The following is a 19,486-nucleotide window of genomic DNA, read 5'->3' on the forward strand; positions in this document are numbered from 1 at the left end:
TCAAATCACCTTAAACACAGCGAAAACAATTTTATATTTTTCATTTACAGATATAATGATTGATGACTTAGTCGCCCCAAAACAAAGCAGACTAATTGACGTTGAGTTTACATAAACTACTCAACGTCAATTAATCATGATTCGAACATACATCAATGCCTTCCAGATTGGCATTATTGCTGGCATGCGCAGCATGATGGCTCCCGCTTTTGTAAGTTATAAATTGTCGCACACGCCGGAAAAACCACTAGCCGACTCAAAACTTCATTTTCTGGTATCCTCTAAAGCGACAATGGCCCTGGAGCTGATGGCTGGCGGTGAACTCATTGGCGACAAGCTTCCCAGCGCTCCCGATCGTATTGCTCAACCACAGATTTGGGGTCGGATTGCGTCTGGTGCGCTGTGCGGGGCCGCCTTAACCGAAGCCGATAAGCAATCTGTAGGCTATGGTGCCATTTTAGGAGCTTTGGGGGCAGCAGCCGGATCGTTCGCCTTCTTTCACTTACGCCACTGGTTAACACACGAAAAAGATGTGCCCGATACGCTGGTTGCCCTAGCCGAAGATGCGCTGGCCATTGGAGCAGGATTGGTGCTTATAGAGGGGCGGGGTATTGGTTGAAAAAGTTGTACCTACGGGCTTCAGCCGTGGATGTTTTGAGTTGAACACCAGCTAAAGCCCGTAGGTACACTACTATAATGCAGGTAGCAATTAACTCGTATTTTCGATTCATGGCCTCCACAATTTTGCCAACCAATCCACAGCCAGCATGACCGGAATCCCAATGACCACAACCTGTTTTCGCGCATGGATATCAACCCACCTTAAGGATACGCCATTCAGCGCATGCACTCCATTGCTGTACGTTTAAGTGAGGTGGTCGATAACTAAATTGATGATAATATATAGATATTATTTACTGTTGCCGAACAACCGTGATGAGCAAATCCTGCAAGGTTAGTTCAATAAGATCCATTAGGCTAATCTTATATAAAGCCGATACCTGTTGTAATACTGTCAGTGACAACTCTGTACGGCCTGTTTCTTTTTTGCTGTAAGCGGCCTGGCTAACACCTAACTGAAAAGCAACGTACTCCTGTGGGTAACCGTGAATTTCCCGAAGTTTGCGGATTTTGGTGGCAATGGGGTTCATAATTTATATCGGTAAAGGTTTATGTTGTTTGACTGATACAAACTAACCGGACAGCATAACGGCAGAAAATTTATTTCGACTAATAGGGCATTTTCTTCGACTAATACGTCACCATAACAGGCTAATCGAATATATTGCTTCCACTATGACCGATATACTCACCTGTTACTTAGTCGATGACGAGTCACCTGCCCATGTCATCATGTCGAAATACATTAGTCGTGTGCCCTATCTGGCTCTGCTTGGGCAGACCTACGACCCATTTGAGGGCCTGGAACAGGTACAGCAGCTCAAACCCGATATCCTGTTTCTGGACGTTGAAATGCCGTATATGACGGGGATTGAGTTTTTAAAATCGCTCCCACAACCTCATCCACTGGTCATTATGGTAACAGCTTCGCCCCAATTCGCGTCTGATATCTACAACTTCGATGCGGTGACCCATTATCTACTCAAACCTGTTGGGTTCGATAAATTTCTGGAAGCTATTAACCGGGTAACCAAACGGCTTGGCTTTGCCATAGATCCCAATGCGCCGACACCAACGCGCCCACCAGTCCATGTGCCAACGGAAGCCTCAGTTGATCCGCGCGAAAAAATCCCTTACTTTCTAATTAAGGAAGACAAAAAACTAATTCGTGTGGCGCCAGAGGATATTGTCTTCGCCGAAGGGATGAAAGACTACCTCAAATTACACCTCACAACGCGGGTACTGGTCACGCACATGACCATGGGTAAACTGGGGGAGATGCTCCCCCCCTCACAGTTTTTGCGAATTAACCGATCTTACATTGTTAGGCGACAGGCGATCAAAGAGATTGATGGCAATCAGATAACTACTCTCGACGGAAAGAAAGTAGTGATTGGCGTTACTTACCGCGAGCGTGTCATGGAGGAGTTGAAGAAGAATATGATTTAAGAAGCCTGAGCAACAAATTGTATTGCTAGCAAAATCCACTCCTACTCTTAATATTATGAGCCAAGTTCGAAATAGAATAAAGAATTCAATATTCCCACATTTAACGATACAGAAATGGTTAAAAAGTACTATTGGGCAGTATACATTTCATATTTTAATGTGGCTAACCTTTACACTCTTCCTGCGATTTATTTTAATTGAATCTTTCTATAAAGATACTAATCTCATTAAAAATTGGGTTACGGCAGGACAAGTCATTCCGACAATCATTATTTATTACTTTTTTGGGTATTTTGTTTTTCCAAGATATTTATATCGTTTACACATTGGCATTAGCCTGCTATGGCTTTTCTTTTGGCACATGATTATATATGAAGGCAATTACATCTTCTTTGAATATATCCAGCACTTTAAGCATAGCAGCCGTATCGAACGAGATTGGCTTTTTTTTCGTAATGCTGGGCCATTAGGATTTATTACTAATGGTACAATCGCTATATGGAGTTTTTTCTACACGTTCCCATGGGCTTTAATTTTTTTAGGAGTTCTGGCAGTAAACCACCTAGTTATTATTAGAATAAGAAATACCGAACTTGAAAAAGATAAATTAATAATTGAATTAACTTTTTTAAAGTCTCAGATCAATCCTCACTTTTTATTCAATACGCTTAATAGTGTTTACGCTGATGTTTTTGATACCAATGAAAAAGCGGCTGATTTAATCCTTCGCTTATCGGAGTTGATGCGTTACAACCTCTACGAAACAGATTTACCCAAAATCACCCTTAATAAAGAACTGGCTTACATTCAAAACTATCTTGACCTAGAACGTAATCGTCTTTCTGATCGATATGTGGTGATTGACTATGAGCAAAATGGCCAGTTGGAACAGTACCAAATTGCTCCTTTATTGTTGATTGCTTTTGTGGAAAACGCGTTCAAACATGGCCTAAAAGGAACTACAGAGCCAGCTTACATACAAATAAACGCTGATATAACCGCAGGCAAATTTGTCTTTCGAGTAGAAAATAGCATCCCGGCGCAGCGTCACATTATAGATGCAAACATGAAATCAGGAGGAATTGGGTTAGGCAATGTGCGCAGACGCTTAGACATTCTATATAACGGACAACATGAATTAATTACACATGCTACTGAAACTACTTATACAATTACTCTCACGATACATGTAGAACCTTTGCCAAAGCAAAGCATTAGTCGAAACTAATAGGCTATTAGTCGAAAAAGGCGCCCCTATATGTCGAAAGTAATTGAAGCGGCCTATATACATCTACTATTTTTGAATCGTCAACGGGGAAAAAACCCATTTTTTAAACACTTAACCATCAGAAATACATACTTCTTAACTACTTACAGCCATGAAAATTTCAACCTTACCTACTACCACCACACCTACTCGCTTAGTTTTTAAAAGACAACGAATCGTTTGTCTAACAACATTAACCAATAATTCCAGAACTAACGGAAAGACTATATTTACAATTAGCAATTTTTGACAACATTTATACTTTATCTAAACCCATCAATGGCGAGTCGGCGTCAACTCGCTCATTACCTCCAACGCACCGGCTGGCTTAATGTTGGCCAGACCGGGGCGTTTACGGAGGATATGCTCACCGCCATTCAGACCACCAAACAAGCACTGGTCTTTCTGCGGCTTGCCGGTCCAGACAATGATGTCCCCGGCCCGTTTCTGGATGCCCTGCGTAATCATCCGACGGTTGTTATTACCTCGCCGTATCCGCAGCATCTGTTCAGTCATTTAAACCTGAACCCGTTCGACTTTCTGACCGAACCGTATTCATTCGAGCGGTTTGCGGTTTGCCTGGATCGCTATGTCTCCTTTTTCGAGCAACGATGAATGTCAATTTATTTCGCTTAGAATCTGTTTGAGACGTGCCACGGTTTATCAGGGTACACAAATCAAGTAACCGTAGCACGTCTCAAACAGATTCTAAGCGAAAGTCCGGGTAAATAATTGGTCGAAAAAAAACAAGAAACTATATACACCCAAAAAGTGACAATGTATTTTTGGAGTTGTTTATCCAACTCCAAGATGATTCAGCCAAAAGATTTTTTTTTACTGCGCCAGCCGACGTATTCCCTCGACACATTACTTCAATTTTACAACCAACTTGCTACCAATCCGTTATCTGACTTATTGCGTCAGCATTATCAGGATCCAATAGCGCAACAAGCCATTTTTGTCGCGTCGCCCGCCCTCTATGAACGGTTTCAACGCTGGCTCTCAGGCGAAACCCTCCCCGAGCAGGATAAATTGCTGATCACACTTCATAAATACCTGATTCGAATGTGTAGCCGTCCAACTCCTTACGGCCTCTTTGCGGGCTGTACAATAGGGCGCTTCGGCGAGCAAACCCAACTTCAGGCAGGCACAACGGCAACGCTTCGAACGCATACCCGTATCGATATGGATTGCCTGCTGGCAATCTGTCAGTGGCTTAGCCATCAGCCCATTATTCGAGACCAACTACGCCTGTTTCCAAACTCGTCGCTCTATCCCATAGGCTCCTCGTTGCGATATATTGAGCAGCAGTTCGACAATAAACGGCGCAGCTACTTTATCAGTGTTGCCGAAGCCGAACGCCATCTGACAACTGTTCTGGAAGCGGCACGTACCGGAGCAACCATTCAGGAACTGGCAAATACCCTTACAACACGCAACATTGATCAGCACGAAGCAATTAGCTTTGTTGAGCAACTCATTGAAGGGCAACTATTATCGTTCGAGCTAGAACCAACCGTAACAGGGCTACACTATCTGAATCGGCTCACAGAACGAATTGCCTCCTTAGCAGACACAACCGACATAACGGAACAGTTACATCGACTACAACGATCACTACAACAGCCTGATCGACTGCTGGCTTACTCAGAGGTTCAGCAATGGTTTACCGACCGGAATATTTATCCCCCCTCTGCCGATATTGTTCAGGTAGATACTTTTTTTGGCTGGGGCGACACTCGCAATCCGACCCTGCAACTGGGTAAGCATGCGTTGCAACTCGTACAACGAGATCTTGAGAAATTGCTAGTTCTGAACCAACCCAACGACAGTCCTGACCTCGATGAGTTTAAACGGCGGTTCTACAATCGCTACGAAGACGAGGAGATTCCGTTAGCGCTGGCTCTCGATGCCGAATCGGGCATTGGCTATGGCTCCGGCTCAACGTTTGGTGTAGGTTATGCACCCCTGATCGATGATTTAACCTTTGTTACTAGCCCTCCTAACCAAACAACAACCTGGGACTGGTGGCAAACACTGGTGATGGATAAATACACGCAGGCACTCCGCACGAATCGGGCAGGCGATTCAATCCATGAAATTATTCTGACTGAGGCAGATTTGACCTATATCAGTAGCCAGGTCGCAACCCCGTCTGTTCCCGATAGCTTTTATGCCTTCGGTACGCTATTGGCCAGTTCGGCCAAAGCTGTGGATGAAGGTGACTTTCAGTTTAATTTATTGGCTTGTAAAGGCCCATCGGCAATAAACCTGCTCAGCCGATTTGGGGAAGGCAATGAAGCCTTGGCTCAACAGATTCAACAGTGCGCAGCCGCCGAAGAAAACTATCATCCAGATGTGATCATTGCAGAGATTGTTCACTTACCCGAAAACCGGGTTGGAAATATTTTAATCCGGCCAACCACCCACCAATACGAAATCCCATACATGGGTCAGTCATCGGTAGCACCGGACTATCAAATTCCCCTGACCGACTTACTGGTATCGGTCCATTACGATCAAACCACGCAGGGACAGATTATTCTACGCTCGAAACGGCTGAACAAACGGATAATTCCCCGTTTGAGCAATGCACATAATTTCTCGCAGGGGTTACCTATTTATCGGTTTCTGTGCGACCTGCAATCGCAAGACGCACACCTGAACATTGCCTGGAATTGGGGGGTTCTGCGAACACAAACGTATCTGCCTAGGGTTCGCTATCGTAACATCATCATCAGTCGGGCCACCTGGCAGTTGGCCTGTAACGATCTCACCCCCGACAATCCATTACGATTAGTTGCTCAATTAACGGCTGCTGGCTTGCCCGATCAATTTGTTATTGCCCAGGGTGACAATGAGTTATTTATTTCTATGCACATTCCTGAATCACTAACGTTATTGGCTCAGGAAATCCGTCGACTGGCTCGTTCAGGTACATCGGCCCGCATCCGATTAGTGGAGTTTCTATCCATGCCCGACCGCTCTCCCTTAACCAATAAACGCGACCATTTTACGCATGAGGTGCTTATTCCATTCGGAAACTTATCGGCGAAACCGTTTTCGGGGCTGAGCCAATCAGCAGACGTGTTGCCACAACGAAAGTTTTCGATTGGAAGTGAATGGTTCTATTTGAAGGTCTACACCGGCGAAAAAACCTCCGATACACTCCTGACCGAAACCATTTATCCGGTAGTACAACAGCTACTCAAGACACAGATCATTGACCAATTCTTCTTTGTGCGCTACAAAGACACTGATCCACACCTACGGCTTCGATTTCGGGGAAATGCTCACCTTGAATTTTACCATCATGTAGTACGAGTTATGGAAAAGGCATTGCATGAAGCCATTCAATCAGGTATTGTTCATCGTATCAAAGTAGATACCTATCAGCGTGAACTCGAACGCTACGGTATAGAGCACATGCCCTTATGCGAAACATTATTCTACTACGATAGCCTGTCTACGTTAGCCTTCATAGCGCGTACCGGTAATGAGTTTGACGAAAACTTACGGGTTGCCATAGCCATTCGTAAAATTGACCAATTATTGATCGGCGCAGGCCTCACGCCCAATGCCTGCCTGATAATATTAGGGGAGTTGAAAGAACGTTTTTTTCAGGAATTTGGCGGTACATCGGCCTTACGGCATCAACTCAATGAAAAATACCGGATGTATCGCCCCTTGATGGACCAGGCACTAGCCGACGATTTTCCGATTGCTGGCGATCTGACTAATTGGGAACACCGCCAGGCCGAACTGCTGCAAAGTCTGGTACGCTCCTTACCCAACTCCCGCCAACTCTATGCCATTTTAAGCAGCGTGATTCATATGCTTGTCAATCGTCTGTTTCCATCTAAACAGCGAGCTTATGAGTTGGTACTCTACCATTGCTTAGCCCGGCACTACGACTCCGTACGCGCCCGACAAGCTGTAGTTAGTGCCTAATTAGTAATCATTTTTTTGTCATTCCGACTTTAGGAGGAATCTCAAGCTTGACTAACACAGAAGTTGCGATTCCTCCTAAGATCGGAATGACAAAAATCGTCAACAGAAATAATGAAAATTTCAAATTACTGCGCATTTATAACCAAATCACATAAGTTATACCCCAATAGACTATGATACAACGATTGGTTATTGAAATACGAAAAACTAACAGCCAATTTTGATGCAACAAATCAGCAACACAAATCTAAATTCATGTCTACCTAATGTAAACATACATCATGAAAACACGCATTCACTCGGAGCATTCTTTTGAAATATGGATCAACAATGATACCGATTTTCTGGCTGATGAAGCTGGCGATTTTGACGACAACTGGGTCGTATCGGCTGGTGATTTATTCGGTAATATGGCATTGCCTCATGACGAGGCAGCCAGTTATTATGATGATGCTGCCTAAGAAATACGGCGCTTATAACCTAATCGAATAAAGTAAAACTACAGGTTGTTGAATAACAAGAAATTGCCCTAGAACTTTGCATCATCAATTACAACAATGCTGCTTACAAATTGCTAACCATAAATAAAAACAAATAACCATGAAAGATCAAAATCAACTATCAGAAGAATTGACAGCACTTAATACAACGGAACAAGTACAAATCGAAGGAGGTATTGACGGGGGCTGTATTCCAAATCCTGGCCCTAAGTTACCAGACTTCCCTGAGCAGATTTTATATTAACTAGCAACAATAAAATTAGCAACTATTTATAGTATAGTAATTAGGCGATCTACATAAGATTTGAAAATAATTCACAATAAAGTGGATGGGATATAATTGAGGGCCTCTCTCGTTGATTACGGCGAGGGAAGCTTATAAAATCGAATTAATATCATCCATCAACTTATAACCTAATCGAATAAAGTACAACCCTAGGTTATTGAATTAAAAATTAAGTCGCCAGAAATTTGTAGCATACAATAAATAAAAAACGAACAAAAAATTATGAATAAGAAAAACCTATTAGCCGTGGCTGGATTGATGATTCTGGTGGTTGCCTGTAAAGAAAATGATACAGTAAAGCCATCGTATGCTAACAATACGTACAGTTCAGGGAGCAAGACCGAATCGTCCTATACGGAAAGCGATTCTGTTGTAAAACGGAGGATTGTTTTACCAATCAAAACCCAGCCAATAGAGCAACCAGTACCAGATCCACCGCTGGGGAAAGGAAAAGATTTACCTGAAACGCAGGAAATCTAGGAGTACCGCTTGCATCGGCAAGCTTATTGATCAAGAATTAATGGAACGCTGCAACGGTAGGCAATAATCAGGCTATGGCAAGTTTTCGGAAGATAACTAAACAGGCTCTTATCAGATGTGGGCAACGATCCAACAAAAGGCGTTAGTTAGAAACTCGTCGGAATAGCATGAGATTGACTAGTAGTTGTAGAATAAATTAAGAGTGCCAAGAGTGTCTATTGCGGCTGAAGCATCCCGGGTTAAGTGGAGGCAGCAATAGTCATAAAAAAGTTAATCATAAAAAAACTAAAGAAAATAATGACAACATTAAATATGGATAAGGCAAGTATGGTTGAACTAGATTTCAACGAAATGCAAATGATTGATGGTGGCAATTGGTTAGACGATGCTGGAACATGGGCTGGAGAAACCTGGTGCCGAGTTAAACAAGCCTTCTCTAGTGGTTTCTCTAATGGTGCTGCTGCGGCAGATGCGACTAGATAACTAGTAAATATTTTCAATAATTATTATTTAATAAAAAGAAATCATGCAACTGAGTATCGATAATTTTGAAGTTTCTGAATTGACTTTTAACGAATTGAGTCTTATTGATGGAGGTGGTATAATTAGCGACATTGCTTATGGGATAGGATATGCATGTGGTTATGTATATGGAGCTGTTAGTAACATCGTATCTGGGCTTGAAGAAGCCGCACGGGCACACAACAAATAGTAAGTGATCTAATCAAATTAAGTAAACTTTGGAAATTATGAATTCATTAGAGTTAGTTGAGCTAAATTTCGACGAATTGGCCTTTATCGATGGTGGTGTAGATAAAGATAGCATGTGGTATAAACTCGGCTATGCCGTGGGTACTTATCTGTTTGAACATGGCATACCTGGCAAGTAATTATAAACGCTAAAAAATTACTGGCTACTTATAATAAGTAGCCAGTTTTTATATTATGAAGCAATTGTTTATTGATTTTTTTGCTTTTTCGCAAGGAGTAAATTATCTAAATAAAGATATTAATACGAGTGTCAGTTATAAATTTTTATTTATAGGGAAGGCGATTGGATTTATATTTTTATTTAAATTAATTATTGGTTTTTTGAGTATTTCATTAAACAAGTATGGGCTTATTGATCCATCAAAAGGAAGCGGGGACTTAACTTCTTGGTTATCAGAGACCTCAAATTTTCAATTTATATTCGAAGTAGTAATCTTAGCGCCTTTTCTTGAGGAATTTGCATTTCGGGGGATTATCCAATCAAACCGCCTAACCGTTACTCTAGCAGTTATTGTAATTGCCTATTTAATGGCATGTGTTTTAAACCAAGCTAATTTTTATTCTTTAACAGTAAAGACTTTATCTATTGGCATATTTAGTATTTTATTCGGGATTTTATTTTACAAATTTCTATCATATTACTTAATCAGTTTAACAGCTAACTATAAAATAAACATATATATAATATGGCTTAGTGCTTGCGGGTTTGCTTTATGGCATTATAATAATTATGATTTTGTAAATGCTCGCCCTCAAACAATTTTCTTAGCCTTACTTCCTCATTTTATTTCAGGTTTAGTTCTTAGCTGGACATCTTTAATTTATGGATTAAAGTGGAGCATAATACTACATATTATAAATAATGCAATACCTACCTTGATTATTATTTGGCGAGCCAGCCAAGAAAGCAAGATTGCTTAATTAACAACTAATAATTCCATTTTTCAAGACAAATCTGCTATGGATAAACGTCGATCTTACACCATCGCACTTGCTAACTGCTTAACAGTTGTTGGTATATTAATTGAAAATCAGGTAGTCAAATATACTCTTTTAGCTACCTCCATGATTATTAGTATCTATGCCATTCTATCGAGTTCTAACAGTCAGAAAGGCCCTTTGTAAGCGCATCTTACTAATCAGAAATTATTTACTAAATTTATTGCAATGGATAAATTCAAACTATTCACCTATCGTCTTACTTTATAAGCCGATAGGTGAATTATTAACTAAGCTACATGTTTTTCATGAATAATTCAGAAAAGCAATCAAATCTTCGGAATTACATAATAAGCCTAATAGTAATATTTATTATAGGAAATTTTCTTTAAAGGGAGACTGCTCGCTGAACTGTGTCACAGGTGAATAATAGGGATAAAAACTCTTATTTTCACCATCATGACCAACGACTTCGAACGGTCCGCCGTCGCGGTTCGAGGCCTTCAAACAGGCCGCTATCAAAGGCCTTTACGAAGTCAAACCCCTAACGGGCGAAAACGGCCTGTTTGCCCCGCTGCTCAAACACTTTTTAGAGTCCGCTTTAGAGGGCGAAATGGATAGCCATCTCACACAAACACGCCTGACTGAGCAGAATCGGCGAAACGGGAAAACGTCTAAACACGTCAAAAGTAGCGCTGGCCCTTTAGAGCTACAGACGCCCCGCGATCGTACCGGCAGTTACCAACCCCAAATTGTCCCCAAGCGACAGGTGGTACTAACACCTCAATTGGAACAGAAAGTATTATCACTCTATAGTGTCGGTAATAGCTACGCCGACATTAGCCAGCATCTGTCTGAGATGTATGGTTATAGCCTGTCTGATAGCGAGTTAACCGCTATTACAGATAAGCCGGGCCGCCGGAGCGGTCATTCCAGCCATGCGGGAGTGGCAGAATCGGCCATTAGAAAGCCTATATACACTGGTTTGGCTGGACGGCATCTATTACAAAGTGCGCCATGATGGCAAAGTGGTCACGCGTGTACTGTACAGCGTAATTGGCCTGAGCCTGTCCGGCAAAAAGCAGGTGTTGGGCATTTATACGGCTGAAAGCGAGTCGGCTAAGTTCTGGCTGACAGTACTCACTGACCTCAAACAACGAGGAGTGGAAGACCTGCTAATTACCTGTGTCGATGGTTTGAAAGGCTTTGATACAGCTATTGCCAGTGTGTTCCCGGCTACCACCGTGCAGCTCTGCATTGTCCATCAACTCCGCAACAGCTTTCGCTTCGTACCCGACAAGTTATTGAAAGAATTGGCCAATGACCTGAAAACGATTTATCAAGCTCCCAATCGGGAGCAAGGCTTGGAAAATCTGTTGGTGGTACAGGAAAAATGGGCCTCAGCTTATCCCAAAGCGATCCAGCCTTGGGTAGACAAATGGGAATTATTGTCGCCGTTTTTCGACTATCCACCTGTCATCCGCAAAGTGATGTACACGACTAATACGGTGGAAGGCTATCATCGTCAGTTACGCAAAGTGACTAAGACGAAAGGAGCTTTTTCGTCGGATGTGGCTTTACAAAAGTTAGTTTATCTGACGATTCAAAACCTGCAAATCAAGTGGGAGACGACCACCTATAATTGGAAGGAGATCATTAACCAGTTCAGTATTATCTTTGAAGAACGAATAAAATCGCATCGCTTCGAATAAATCCTGCTGACACAGTTCAGAGAGCACTCCCAAGGATATCCTATAGTAAAAAAATGGCTTATTTCTCTGGCTTATTCGTCACCTCCGTGTTGATGAATTAGTCCAGGATCATCCTACTAAGGTTGGCCTGATCGTCATTTCATCAGCCTCCACAAAGTGATTCGTTTTATAATGAAACCCCAATGTCTTCTGCCTTTGCTGCTCCTCTTTTGCTCAAACATATCATTTGGACAGCGTATACAGGGTAAAGTCTTGTCGACATCAAAAAAAGAAATCCCATTTGCTTCTATTCAACTTGTTGGAACCACAAAAGGAACGACTACAAATGAACATGGGGATTTCAACTTGATACTCCCCACACTTCCCTGTCAAATTCTGGTAAGTAGCATCGGTTATCAAACCGTAACGCAGCGAATTGATCATACAACAAAGCCTGTGGTTATAACGCTACCGGAAGGTGTTGCCCTGCAAGAAGTTAGGGTGATGCCAGACAGTATTTTAAAAACTATACTGACGGGAGCCTTCCGAAAAATCAAATCAAATTACCCGCACAAAACATTCGCCCTGGAGGGCTTTTACCGAGAACTGAATCAACGTACAGATAACGACGAATTAGTACATTATGGGGAAGCGTATCTGAAGGTCGTCATGAGTGGTTATCAAGCGACAGACGAGGATGCGCAGGTCGAAGTACTAAAGGCCCGAATCAACAAAAATCCGGGACGAGATTCTATCGAAACCACTCGATGGTACGGCGGTGCATTTATCGCTAATTCGAATGATCTTGTTAAAATGAGAGCCGCCTTCCTAAATCCTAGCTCATTTAACAAAAAGTATCGCTATACGCTGGCGGCCATTACGCCCTACAACTCAGACTCACTCTACGTTATCAACTTTAGCTCGAAAGACAGTGAAGAGTCGGCCACGGGTACACTCTGGATACATAAAAAGTCGCTGGCTTATGTAAAAATTGCGTATCAGAGTAATAAGCCCCTTCAACAAGGACTTACAAGGCAGATTACAAGTACAAACCGAACACGTGAATGTAGGTACATAGAGCAAAATGGGGTATGGCATCTAGCCCACATAGTACGCAAAACCACGTATCTGAATAAGCAAACAAACCGCGAAACCACCCACGACCTGGCGTTTATCACGACCCAATATGATGAGCAGGGCACGCCTGTCCCCTATGATAAACGGTTATCCTATGGCGCTATTTTCTCGGATTTAACGAACGAATATGATCCCGCATTTTGGGATAAGTATACAAGCCTGGAAGCCGATTCGGCCCAGAAAAGCCAAATGGCGCAGTTTAGAGCAATATCGCAAACGCAACAGACACAGCAATACGCGCCCGGGAAAACCAACCGGGATAAATTGGTAGCTGTACTCCAGCGATTGAGTTTTAGCTATGGACTGGGAGTTGCTCAGTACGCTCAACAAAGCCCTATCATACTAGCAACTTACCAACATAAACCTCTCGAAAGTCAAATGTCATTCCCGTCGGGACACCTTATTCTCTTATTCAGAACCAACTATGGCTTTCGACTAACAAACCATTTCAAAGTAGATGTCTCAAATTTCCAAAGTACACTGAGTAAAGATTACTACAAATCCACCCAATTGGGGCTTACCTATAGTCTGTTAGTTAAAAAGAAAGGAAATCCCCTATTTCTCTATGCGTTGGGCGCTTTTGCCTGGTCGCAGACAGGCTATTTGCTGACGGAGTTTACAAACAGTGAGGGCTTTGTCGATCCAGGCAAGCAATTAGACACTCCAGTCAAGGTCTTTTATGCCGACCGGGGATGGGCAGGCGTAGGCGGGTTAGGTTTTACATTTCAGAAAAAGCGTCGCGACTATTTTATTGAATCGAATTATCGATTTATGCTAACGAATACGCCATCAATGATCTTTAAAGAATCGGGTAAGCTCTTTACTAAAAAAGTCATTACAACGCCCGACCAGACTGACTTTCAACTGAATGTTGCCAACAATACACCTATTGTGCAGCCCGTTGCCATTACACTTGGCATTCGGTGGCATTTTTAAAATAGTCCACATAGTATCTTATGGAAACCAACGAAGTTAGAAGTGCGCAAAGTGCCAGTCCGAAAAAATAATATATCCAGTTTTTGTTAATGGCGATATACAAACTCCTATCCCGATACAACTAAAAATAAAGGCTCCTAAAGACACTGGAAATTGGCTCGACATTCGTCTTTCGGATCGTTTTACGGTTAATGCTGCTGTATGTGGCAACTGTGGCAATGTGGAGTTATATGCAGAAAAACCCAATCAGATATGGGAGAAATGGCAAGCGGGGTATAGGTAATCGTATCGCTTAGTATAACTTATTCCCTCTCGTTATAAACTACAACCGTCTGTTATTGAACCTCGCGTAGCATCGCCTGACCTTTGGCATAAGAAATAACCGCATCCCTATAGCGGCCCTTATCCAAAACGTTAACACGATGCAACATCAGTTACACCCGCCTGCCGTTATCGAGCACACTACGGAGGCTTATTTGCCCCAGGTTACCGTACGAGGCCAACTCATCTACTGCTTAGTTGCACTCGCTATTGTGGCGGCTTTAGTTTCTCTCCCCTTCATTCACACCGAAGTTTCGGTACAAAGTTCGGGTATCATTCGCACGGTAGCCGAGCGGAACGAACTCCGCCCACTGGTAGCTGGTACAGTAGCCCAGGTACTGGTTCATGACAATCAGCCCGTTCGACAGGGGCAACCCATGATCCGGTTACAGACCGAGGTGCTGGAAACCAAACTTCGGCTGAATCACTCCCAGCAAGCCGAAAAACTCCTCAACATTCGTGACCTCGACCGGCTTGTTCACGCCACTCGTCCAAATTTGCTGTCGGTATCGGGTTTGCAATCGCCGGTTGTGCGCCAGCAGTACGAACAGTTTCGGTTTCTGCTCACCGAAAACACGCAGACGCAGCAGAAACGCAAACGTGAATTAGACGTTACGCGTCAGCTCTATGAAGACAAAGTACTGGCGCAGCAGGAGTTTGAGGATAAAGAGTTTACCTACAAAACAGTAGTCGCGCAATATGCTTCGCAAATTGAACGGCAGGTAAGCGACTGGCAGGCCAGCCTGACCCAGCAACAACTCGCACTCGACGAACTTCGCGCCCAGGAACGCCAACTCCTCAACGAACGCGACCTTCATACTATAAAAGCCCCTGTTGCCGGTACGGTCAGTCAACTGGCAGGGCGCTATCCTGGAAGCTATGTGCAACCCGGCGAAGTCCTTGGTGTAGTCTCCCCCGATTCCAATCTGCTGGTTGAGTGCTATGTATCACCAAAAGATATTGGCTTGCTACGCCCCGGCATGACATCTCGGATGCAGGTAGATGCTTTCGATTACAATCAATGGGGCTTGGCGCAGGGAAAAGTGGCCGAAGTCTCGAACGATATTACCATCATGGAAAATCGCCCGGTTTTCAAAGTCAAGTGTAAGCTCGATCAAAGCTTCCTGTCGCTCAAAAAGGGCTACAAAGGTTATCTCAAAAAAGGCATGACACTCCGGGCGCGCTTTGTCGTTACCGAGCGTAGTTTGTTCGATCTGCTCTACGATAAGGCCGACGACTGGCTTAATCCGAAAAATACACCTGTACTTGCTCAAAAGTAAATGTGGCAAACAGTCGCGGCTGTTCGAGACAAATCTCATCTGAAATCATGGCAAAAAATACGATAATCAAACAACATGATATTACCGATTGTGGAGCGGCTTGCTTGGCTTCCATTTCGGCACATTATAACCTGATGATGCCCATTGCCCGCATCCGGCAAATGGCGTCAACCGATCAGAAAGGAACCAATGTACTGGGGATGATCGAAGCGGCTACTCGATTGGGATTCCAGGCCAAAGGTGTACGCGGCACATTCGAAAGCCTGTCGAAAATCCCGAAACCAGCTATTGCCCACGTCATCATTAAAGAAGTACTCCATCACTTTGTGGTCATCTATGATATTACGGATAAACACATCGTGGTCATGGATCCCGGCCCAGGTAAGCTCGTTAAACATACGCACGAGGAGTTCAAAAAAATCTGGACGGGCGTTTTGATTTTGCTCCTGCCCAACGAACAATTTGAAACGGGCAACGAAAAAATATCGGCTACGCAACGGTTCTGGCAGTTGATTCAGCCACACCGGAGCGTAATGATTCAGGCACTGTTCGGTGCGCTGATTTATACCATTCTGGGGCTTTCAACCTCCATTTATGTCCAGAAAATTGTCGATAACGTGATTGTCGAAGGCAATCAAAATCTGCTCAACCTATTGAGCATCACCATGATTTTGATTCTCGTTTTGCAACTGTTTATCGGAAGTTTGAAAAGCATGTTCGCTTTGAAAACCGGGCAGCAAATCGACGCCCGGCTGATTCTGGGGTATTACAAACACCTGATGAAGTTGCCCCAGCAGTTTTTCGATACGATGCGTGTGGGCGAAATCATTTCGCGCATCAACGATGCCGTTAAGATTCGGGCGTTCATCAACGATGCCGCTACAAGTCTGGTTGTCAACGCGTTCATTGTGCTGTTTTCATTCGGCATGATGTTTACCTACGATTGGAAACTGGCTATGATTATGCTGGCCGTTATTCCGTTCTATGCAGGCATCTACGTCATTGTTAACAAGCTGAATAAAAAATACCAGCGAACATTGATGGAAGACGCAGCCGAGTTGGAATCTCAACTGGTCGAGTCGCTGAATGCGATGGGAACCATCAAACGCTTCGGGCTGGAATCGTTCGCCAACATCAAGACCGAAACGCGCTTTGTCAAGTTACTCAAAACCATTTTCACATCGGCCCGCAACTCGGTTTGGTCGGGCAATGCTACGGAAATCGTTTCCCGATTATTCACCATCATCCTGCTTTGGGTGGGTGCGGGTTTTGTGATCGACAATCAGATTACGCCTGGCGAACTACTGTCATTTTACGCCTTGATCGGTTATTTCACAGGCCCAGCCAGTCAACTCATCGGTGCCAACAAAACAGTACAGGATGCGCTGATTGCCGCCGACCGCCTGTTCGAAATCATGGATCTGGAACGAGAATCGACAGAGAATAAAATTGAGCTTCAGTCGGATATGATCGGTGATATTCGCTTTACCGATGTTTCATTCCGCTACGGGAGTCGCACGCAAGTATTTGACAGTCTGAGCATAACAGTACCGAAGGGTAAAATTACAGCAGTGGTTGGCGAAAGCGGTTCGGGCAAATCCACGATGCTATCGCTCCTCCAAAACCTGTATCCTCTTCAAAGCGGCAGTATTCATATTGGCGATTACGACATCAAGCATATTAGCAACGAAAGTCTTCGCGGTCGTGTAAGTGTAGTGCCGCAGAAGATTGATCTCTTCGCGGGAAACGTCATTGACAACATTGCCGTGGGCGAATACCAGCCCGATATGCAGCGAATCGTGGCCATTTGCCAGCGGCTCGGTATCACGGAGTTTATTGAAAAGCTACCCAATGGATTTCATACGTATCTGGGCGAGAACGGTGCCAGCTTATCGGGCGGGCAGAAACAGCGAATTGCCATTGCACGCGCCTTGTACCAAAATCCTGACATCCTGATTCTGGACGAAGCCACGTCATCGCTCGATTCCGTTTCCGAGAAATGTGTTCAGGAAACCATCCAGCACCTGCGCGAACACAACAAAACGGTTATTCTGATTGCCCACCGGCTCAGTACGGTTATGAACGCCGATAAAATCATCGTTATCGAACAGGGCAAATTAATTGAAGAAGGCTCCCATTTCGAGTTGCTGGCGAGAGGGAATGCGTATTACAAACTCTGGGCCTCACAAATGCCATTGGCCATAAAATCGCCCAGCTTCTCCCAACTGGACTTACTCCAGATCAGCGCTAACGGCGATCAAACGGCAACGCCTGTAGCAACTCCCGAAACCCAAACCGCTTTAGCTTTATGAAACCGATAGTCATTCTTCTATTCATACTGGGTTTCTCCGAAAAACTCTGGGCACAACCCGCAACCTCTTCGTTACCTAGTTCACCAACACTAACATTGGAACAGTGCATTGCCCTGGCGCTTGAAAATCAGCCCTCCATTCGGCAGTCGATATTGCAGCAGCAACTAGCCGATAACACGGTTGAACAAACGCGAAAAAGTCAGTTACCGACACTGTCGGGCTATTCGAATCAGGGGCTGAATTTTGGACGTAACGTCGATCCGTATACAAATAGTGTTACCAATGCACAGATTACGATCAATACAGTCGGCTTAGGTGTAAGCTGGACGGCCTTCAACGGTTTTCAGTTGAAGAATACATTATTACAACAAAGTCTGACAGCAAAGGCAAGTCAATTTGATGTAGCCACGGCTAAAAATACAATTACCCTCAACACATTACTGGCCTACTTGCAGGTGCTCACAGCTCAGGATCTGGTAACGGCCAGTGAGGTACAGGTAAGCGTGGCACAGGCACAGGTTGAACGAACCGAGAAGCTGGTAAAATCGGGTACCACGCCCCCTTTTAACCTGTACGATGCCAAAAGCCAACTGGCTAATGATCAGATGCAATACGTTCAGACCCAGACAAACCTAAAGGCGGCTATGCTAACGCTGTTGCAAGTCCTGAATCTACCCTCTACAACGGCGTTACAGGTAGTTCGGCTGGAAGGCACAACGATACCACAGGCAAGTACGACCGATGCCTACCAGATTTTTACGCAGGCCCGAACCGTTATGCCCGAAGTTCTGGCCGCCGATTTACGCACCAAAGCAGCGCAGAAAGGATTAGACCTGGCCAAAGGACTAGCGTATCCTTCCATTACTGTTAATGCTAACTGGGGAACATCGTACTCAAGTGCGGCCCGACGTAGCATGTACAGTACAGATGCTGTGGTTCAATCAACCACCGGATTTGTTGATGTAGCCGGGCAATCGTATCCAGTTAAAGTGCTTGAGCCTACTCTAAGCACAGAACGCATAAATTATTTTCAGCAACTGGATAACAATCAGTACAAAAGCGTAACCATGAGCATTCGAATCCCGATTCTGAATGGCTTTCAGGTACGCTATCGCACTACGAACGCCCGCCTGCAACAACAACTGGCCGAATCACAGGCCGAGAGCGTCCGGCGGAATCTACGGCAAGCCATTGACCAGGCCGTTAACCAACAGCAAAATGCGAATGAACGGTATCAGGCAATAGAACAACAGGTAATCGTTCTGGCACAATCGTACAAAGCGGCTGAAGCTCGTTATAACGCGGGGCTGCTCAATGCTGTCGATTATAATCTAGCCAAAAGCAACCTGGACCGAGCATCTATAAACCTGATTCAAGCCCGTTATGAACGAGTACTGCGCGAGAAAGTAGTTGATTTTTACCGAGTTGGAACATTATAGAGAAAAAAAACACAAATTGTTAGGCATAACTCAGCCATACTTACATCCTCGAAGGCGCACCTATCAGTGCGCCTTTCTCATAAATAACACCATAAAGTTTACGTCA

At 44.0% G+C, this 19,486-nt stretch carries 17 protein-coding genes and 1 pseudogene; 17 read left to right on the forward strand and 1 reads right to left on the reverse strand.

The window, feature by feature from the left end:
* Positions 1 to 136: 136 nt before the first annotated feature.
* A complete protein-coding gene (locus tag ACYVGR_RS33890; protein ID WP_460964783.1) occupies positions 137 to 619 on the forward strand; it encodes a DUF4126 family protein in 483 nt (160 codons plus the stop codon).
* A gap of 295 nt (positions 620 to 914) precedes the next feature.
* Here the strand turns inward: ACYVGR_RS33890 and ACYVGR_RS33895 are convergent, their stop codons facing one another.
* Positions 915 to 1,151 carry a helix-turn-helix domain-containing protein gene (locus tag ACYVGR_RS33895; protein WP_182458474.1) on the reverse strand — a complete coding sequence of 79 codons (237 nt, stop codon included), beginning with the start codon at positions 1,149 to 1,151 and terminating at the stop codon, positions 915 to 917.
* Positions 1,152 to 1,296: 145 nt separating this feature from the next.
* Here ACYVGR_RS33895 and ACYVGR_RS33900 point away from each other — a divergent pair, with 145 nt between their 5' ends.
* The 16 genes and pseudogenes from ACYVGR_RS33900 (at position 1,297) to ACYVGR_RS33975 (ending at position 19,380) form a co-directional block, all read left to right on the forward strand.
* Positions 1,297 to 2,070, forward strand: coding sequence for a LytR/AlgR family response regulator transcription factor (locus ACYVGR_RS33900; RefSeq protein ID WP_460964786.1), 774 nt, complete (start codon positions 1,297 to 1,299; stop codon positions 2,068 to 2,070).
* A 55-nt stretch (positions 2,071 to 2,125) separates the two neighbouring features.
* Positions 2,126 to 3,298, forward strand: a complete 1,173-nt coding sequence (locus ACYVGR_RS33905) for a sensor histidine kinase (protein WP_460964788.1) — start codon at positions 2,126 to 2,128, stop codon at positions 3,296 to 3,298.
* A gap of 318 nt (positions 3,299 to 3,616) precedes the next feature.
* Positions 3,617 to 3,952 (forward strand): hypothetical protein, encoded by a 336-nt coding sequence (locus tag ACYVGR_RS33910; protein WP_460964790.1) that lies wholly within the window; start codon positions 3,617 to 3,619, stop codon positions 3,950 to 3,952.
* A gap of 195 nt (positions 3,953 to 4,147) precedes the next feature.
* Positions 4,148 to 7,288, forward strand: coding sequence for a lantibiotic dehydratase (locus ACYVGR_RS33915; protein WP_460964792.1), 3,141 nt, complete (start codon positions 4,148 to 4,150; stop codon positions 7,286 to 7,288).
* Positions 7,289 to 7,569: 281 nt separating this feature from the next.
* On the forward strand, positions 7,570 to 7,749 hold the full coding sequence (locus ACYVGR_RS33920; protein WP_460964794.1) for a hypothetical protein: 180 nt from the start codon (positions 7,570 to 7,572) through the stop codon (positions 7,747 to 7,749).
* Positions 7,750 to 7,888: 139 nt separating this feature from the next.
* On the forward strand, positions 7,889 to 8,032 hold the full coding sequence (locus ACYVGR_RS33925; protein ID WP_460964796.1) for a hypothetical protein: 144 nt from the start codon (positions 7,889 to 7,891) through the stop codon (positions 8,030 to 8,032).
* Positions 8,033 to 8,296: 264 nt separating this feature from the next.
* Positions 8,297 to 8,554 (forward strand): hypothetical protein, encoded by a 258-nt coding sequence (locus ACYVGR_RS33930; protein ID WP_460964798.1) that lies wholly within the window; start codon positions 8,297 to 8,299, stop codon positions 8,552 to 8,554.
* A gap of 297 nt (positions 8,555 to 8,851) precedes the next feature.
* Positions 8,852 to 9,037 (forward strand): hypothetical protein, encoded by a 186-nt coding sequence (locus ACYVGR_RS33935; protein ID WP_460964799.1) that lies wholly within the window; start codon positions 8,852 to 8,854, stop codon positions 9,035 to 9,037.
* 43 nt (positions 9,038 to 9,080) lie between these two features.
* Entirely contained in the window at positions 9,081 to 9,266 is a 186-nt protein-coding gene (locus ACYVGR_RS33940) for a hypothetical protein (RefSeq protein WP_460964801.1), read from the forward strand.
* 37 nt (positions 9,267 to 9,303) lie between these two features.
* The gene (locus ACYVGR_RS33945; RefSeq protein WP_460964802.1) at positions 9,304 to 9,444 is read left to right on the forward strand and encodes a hypothetical protein; all 141 of its coding nucleotides are present in this window, start codon (positions 9,304 to 9,306) and stop codon (positions 9,442 to 9,444) included.
* A gap of 55 nt (positions 9,445 to 9,499) precedes the next feature.
* Entirely contained in the window at positions 9,500 to 10,246 is a 747-nt protein-coding gene (locus ACYVGR_RS33950) for a CPBP family glutamic-type intramembrane protease (protein WP_460964804.1), read from the forward strand.
* Between the two features lie 535 nt (positions 10,247 to 10,781).
* A pseudogene (locus tag ACYVGR_RS33955) lies at positions 10,782 to 11,976 on the forward strand (IS256 family transposase).
* 171 nt (positions 11,977 to 12,147) lie between these two features.
* A complete protein-coding gene (locus ACYVGR_RS33960) occupies positions 12,148 to 14,028 on the forward strand; it encodes a carboxypeptidase-like regulatory domain-containing protein (protein ID WP_460964805.1) in 1,881 nt (626 codons plus the stop codon).
* A gap of 422 nt (positions 14,029 to 14,450) precedes the next feature.
* Positions 14,451 to 15,629 carry an HlyD family secretion protein gene (locus ACYVGR_RS33965; protein WP_460964807.1) on the forward strand — a complete coding sequence of 393 codons (1,179 nt, stop codon included), beginning with the start codon at positions 14,451 to 14,453 and terminating at the stop codon, positions 15,627 to 15,629.
* A gap of 47 nt (positions 15,630 to 15,676) precedes the next feature.
* Entirely contained in the window at positions 15,677 to 17,941 is a 2,265-nt protein-coding gene (locus tag ACYVGR_RS33970) for a peptidase domain-containing ABC transporter (protein ID WP_460964809.1), read from the forward strand.
* Positions 17,938 to 19,380 (forward strand): TolC family protein, encoded by a 1,443-nt coding sequence (locus ACYVGR_RS33975; protein ID WP_460964811.1) that lies wholly within the window; start codon positions 17,938 to 17,940, stop codon positions 19,378 to 19,380. Before ACYVGR_RS33970 ends, ACYVGR_RS33975 begins: the two co-directional genes overlap by 4 nt.
* The last annotated feature ends 106 nt before the right edge of the window (positions 19,381 to 19,486 follow it).

The organism is Spirosoma litoris, assembly GCF_054776755.1.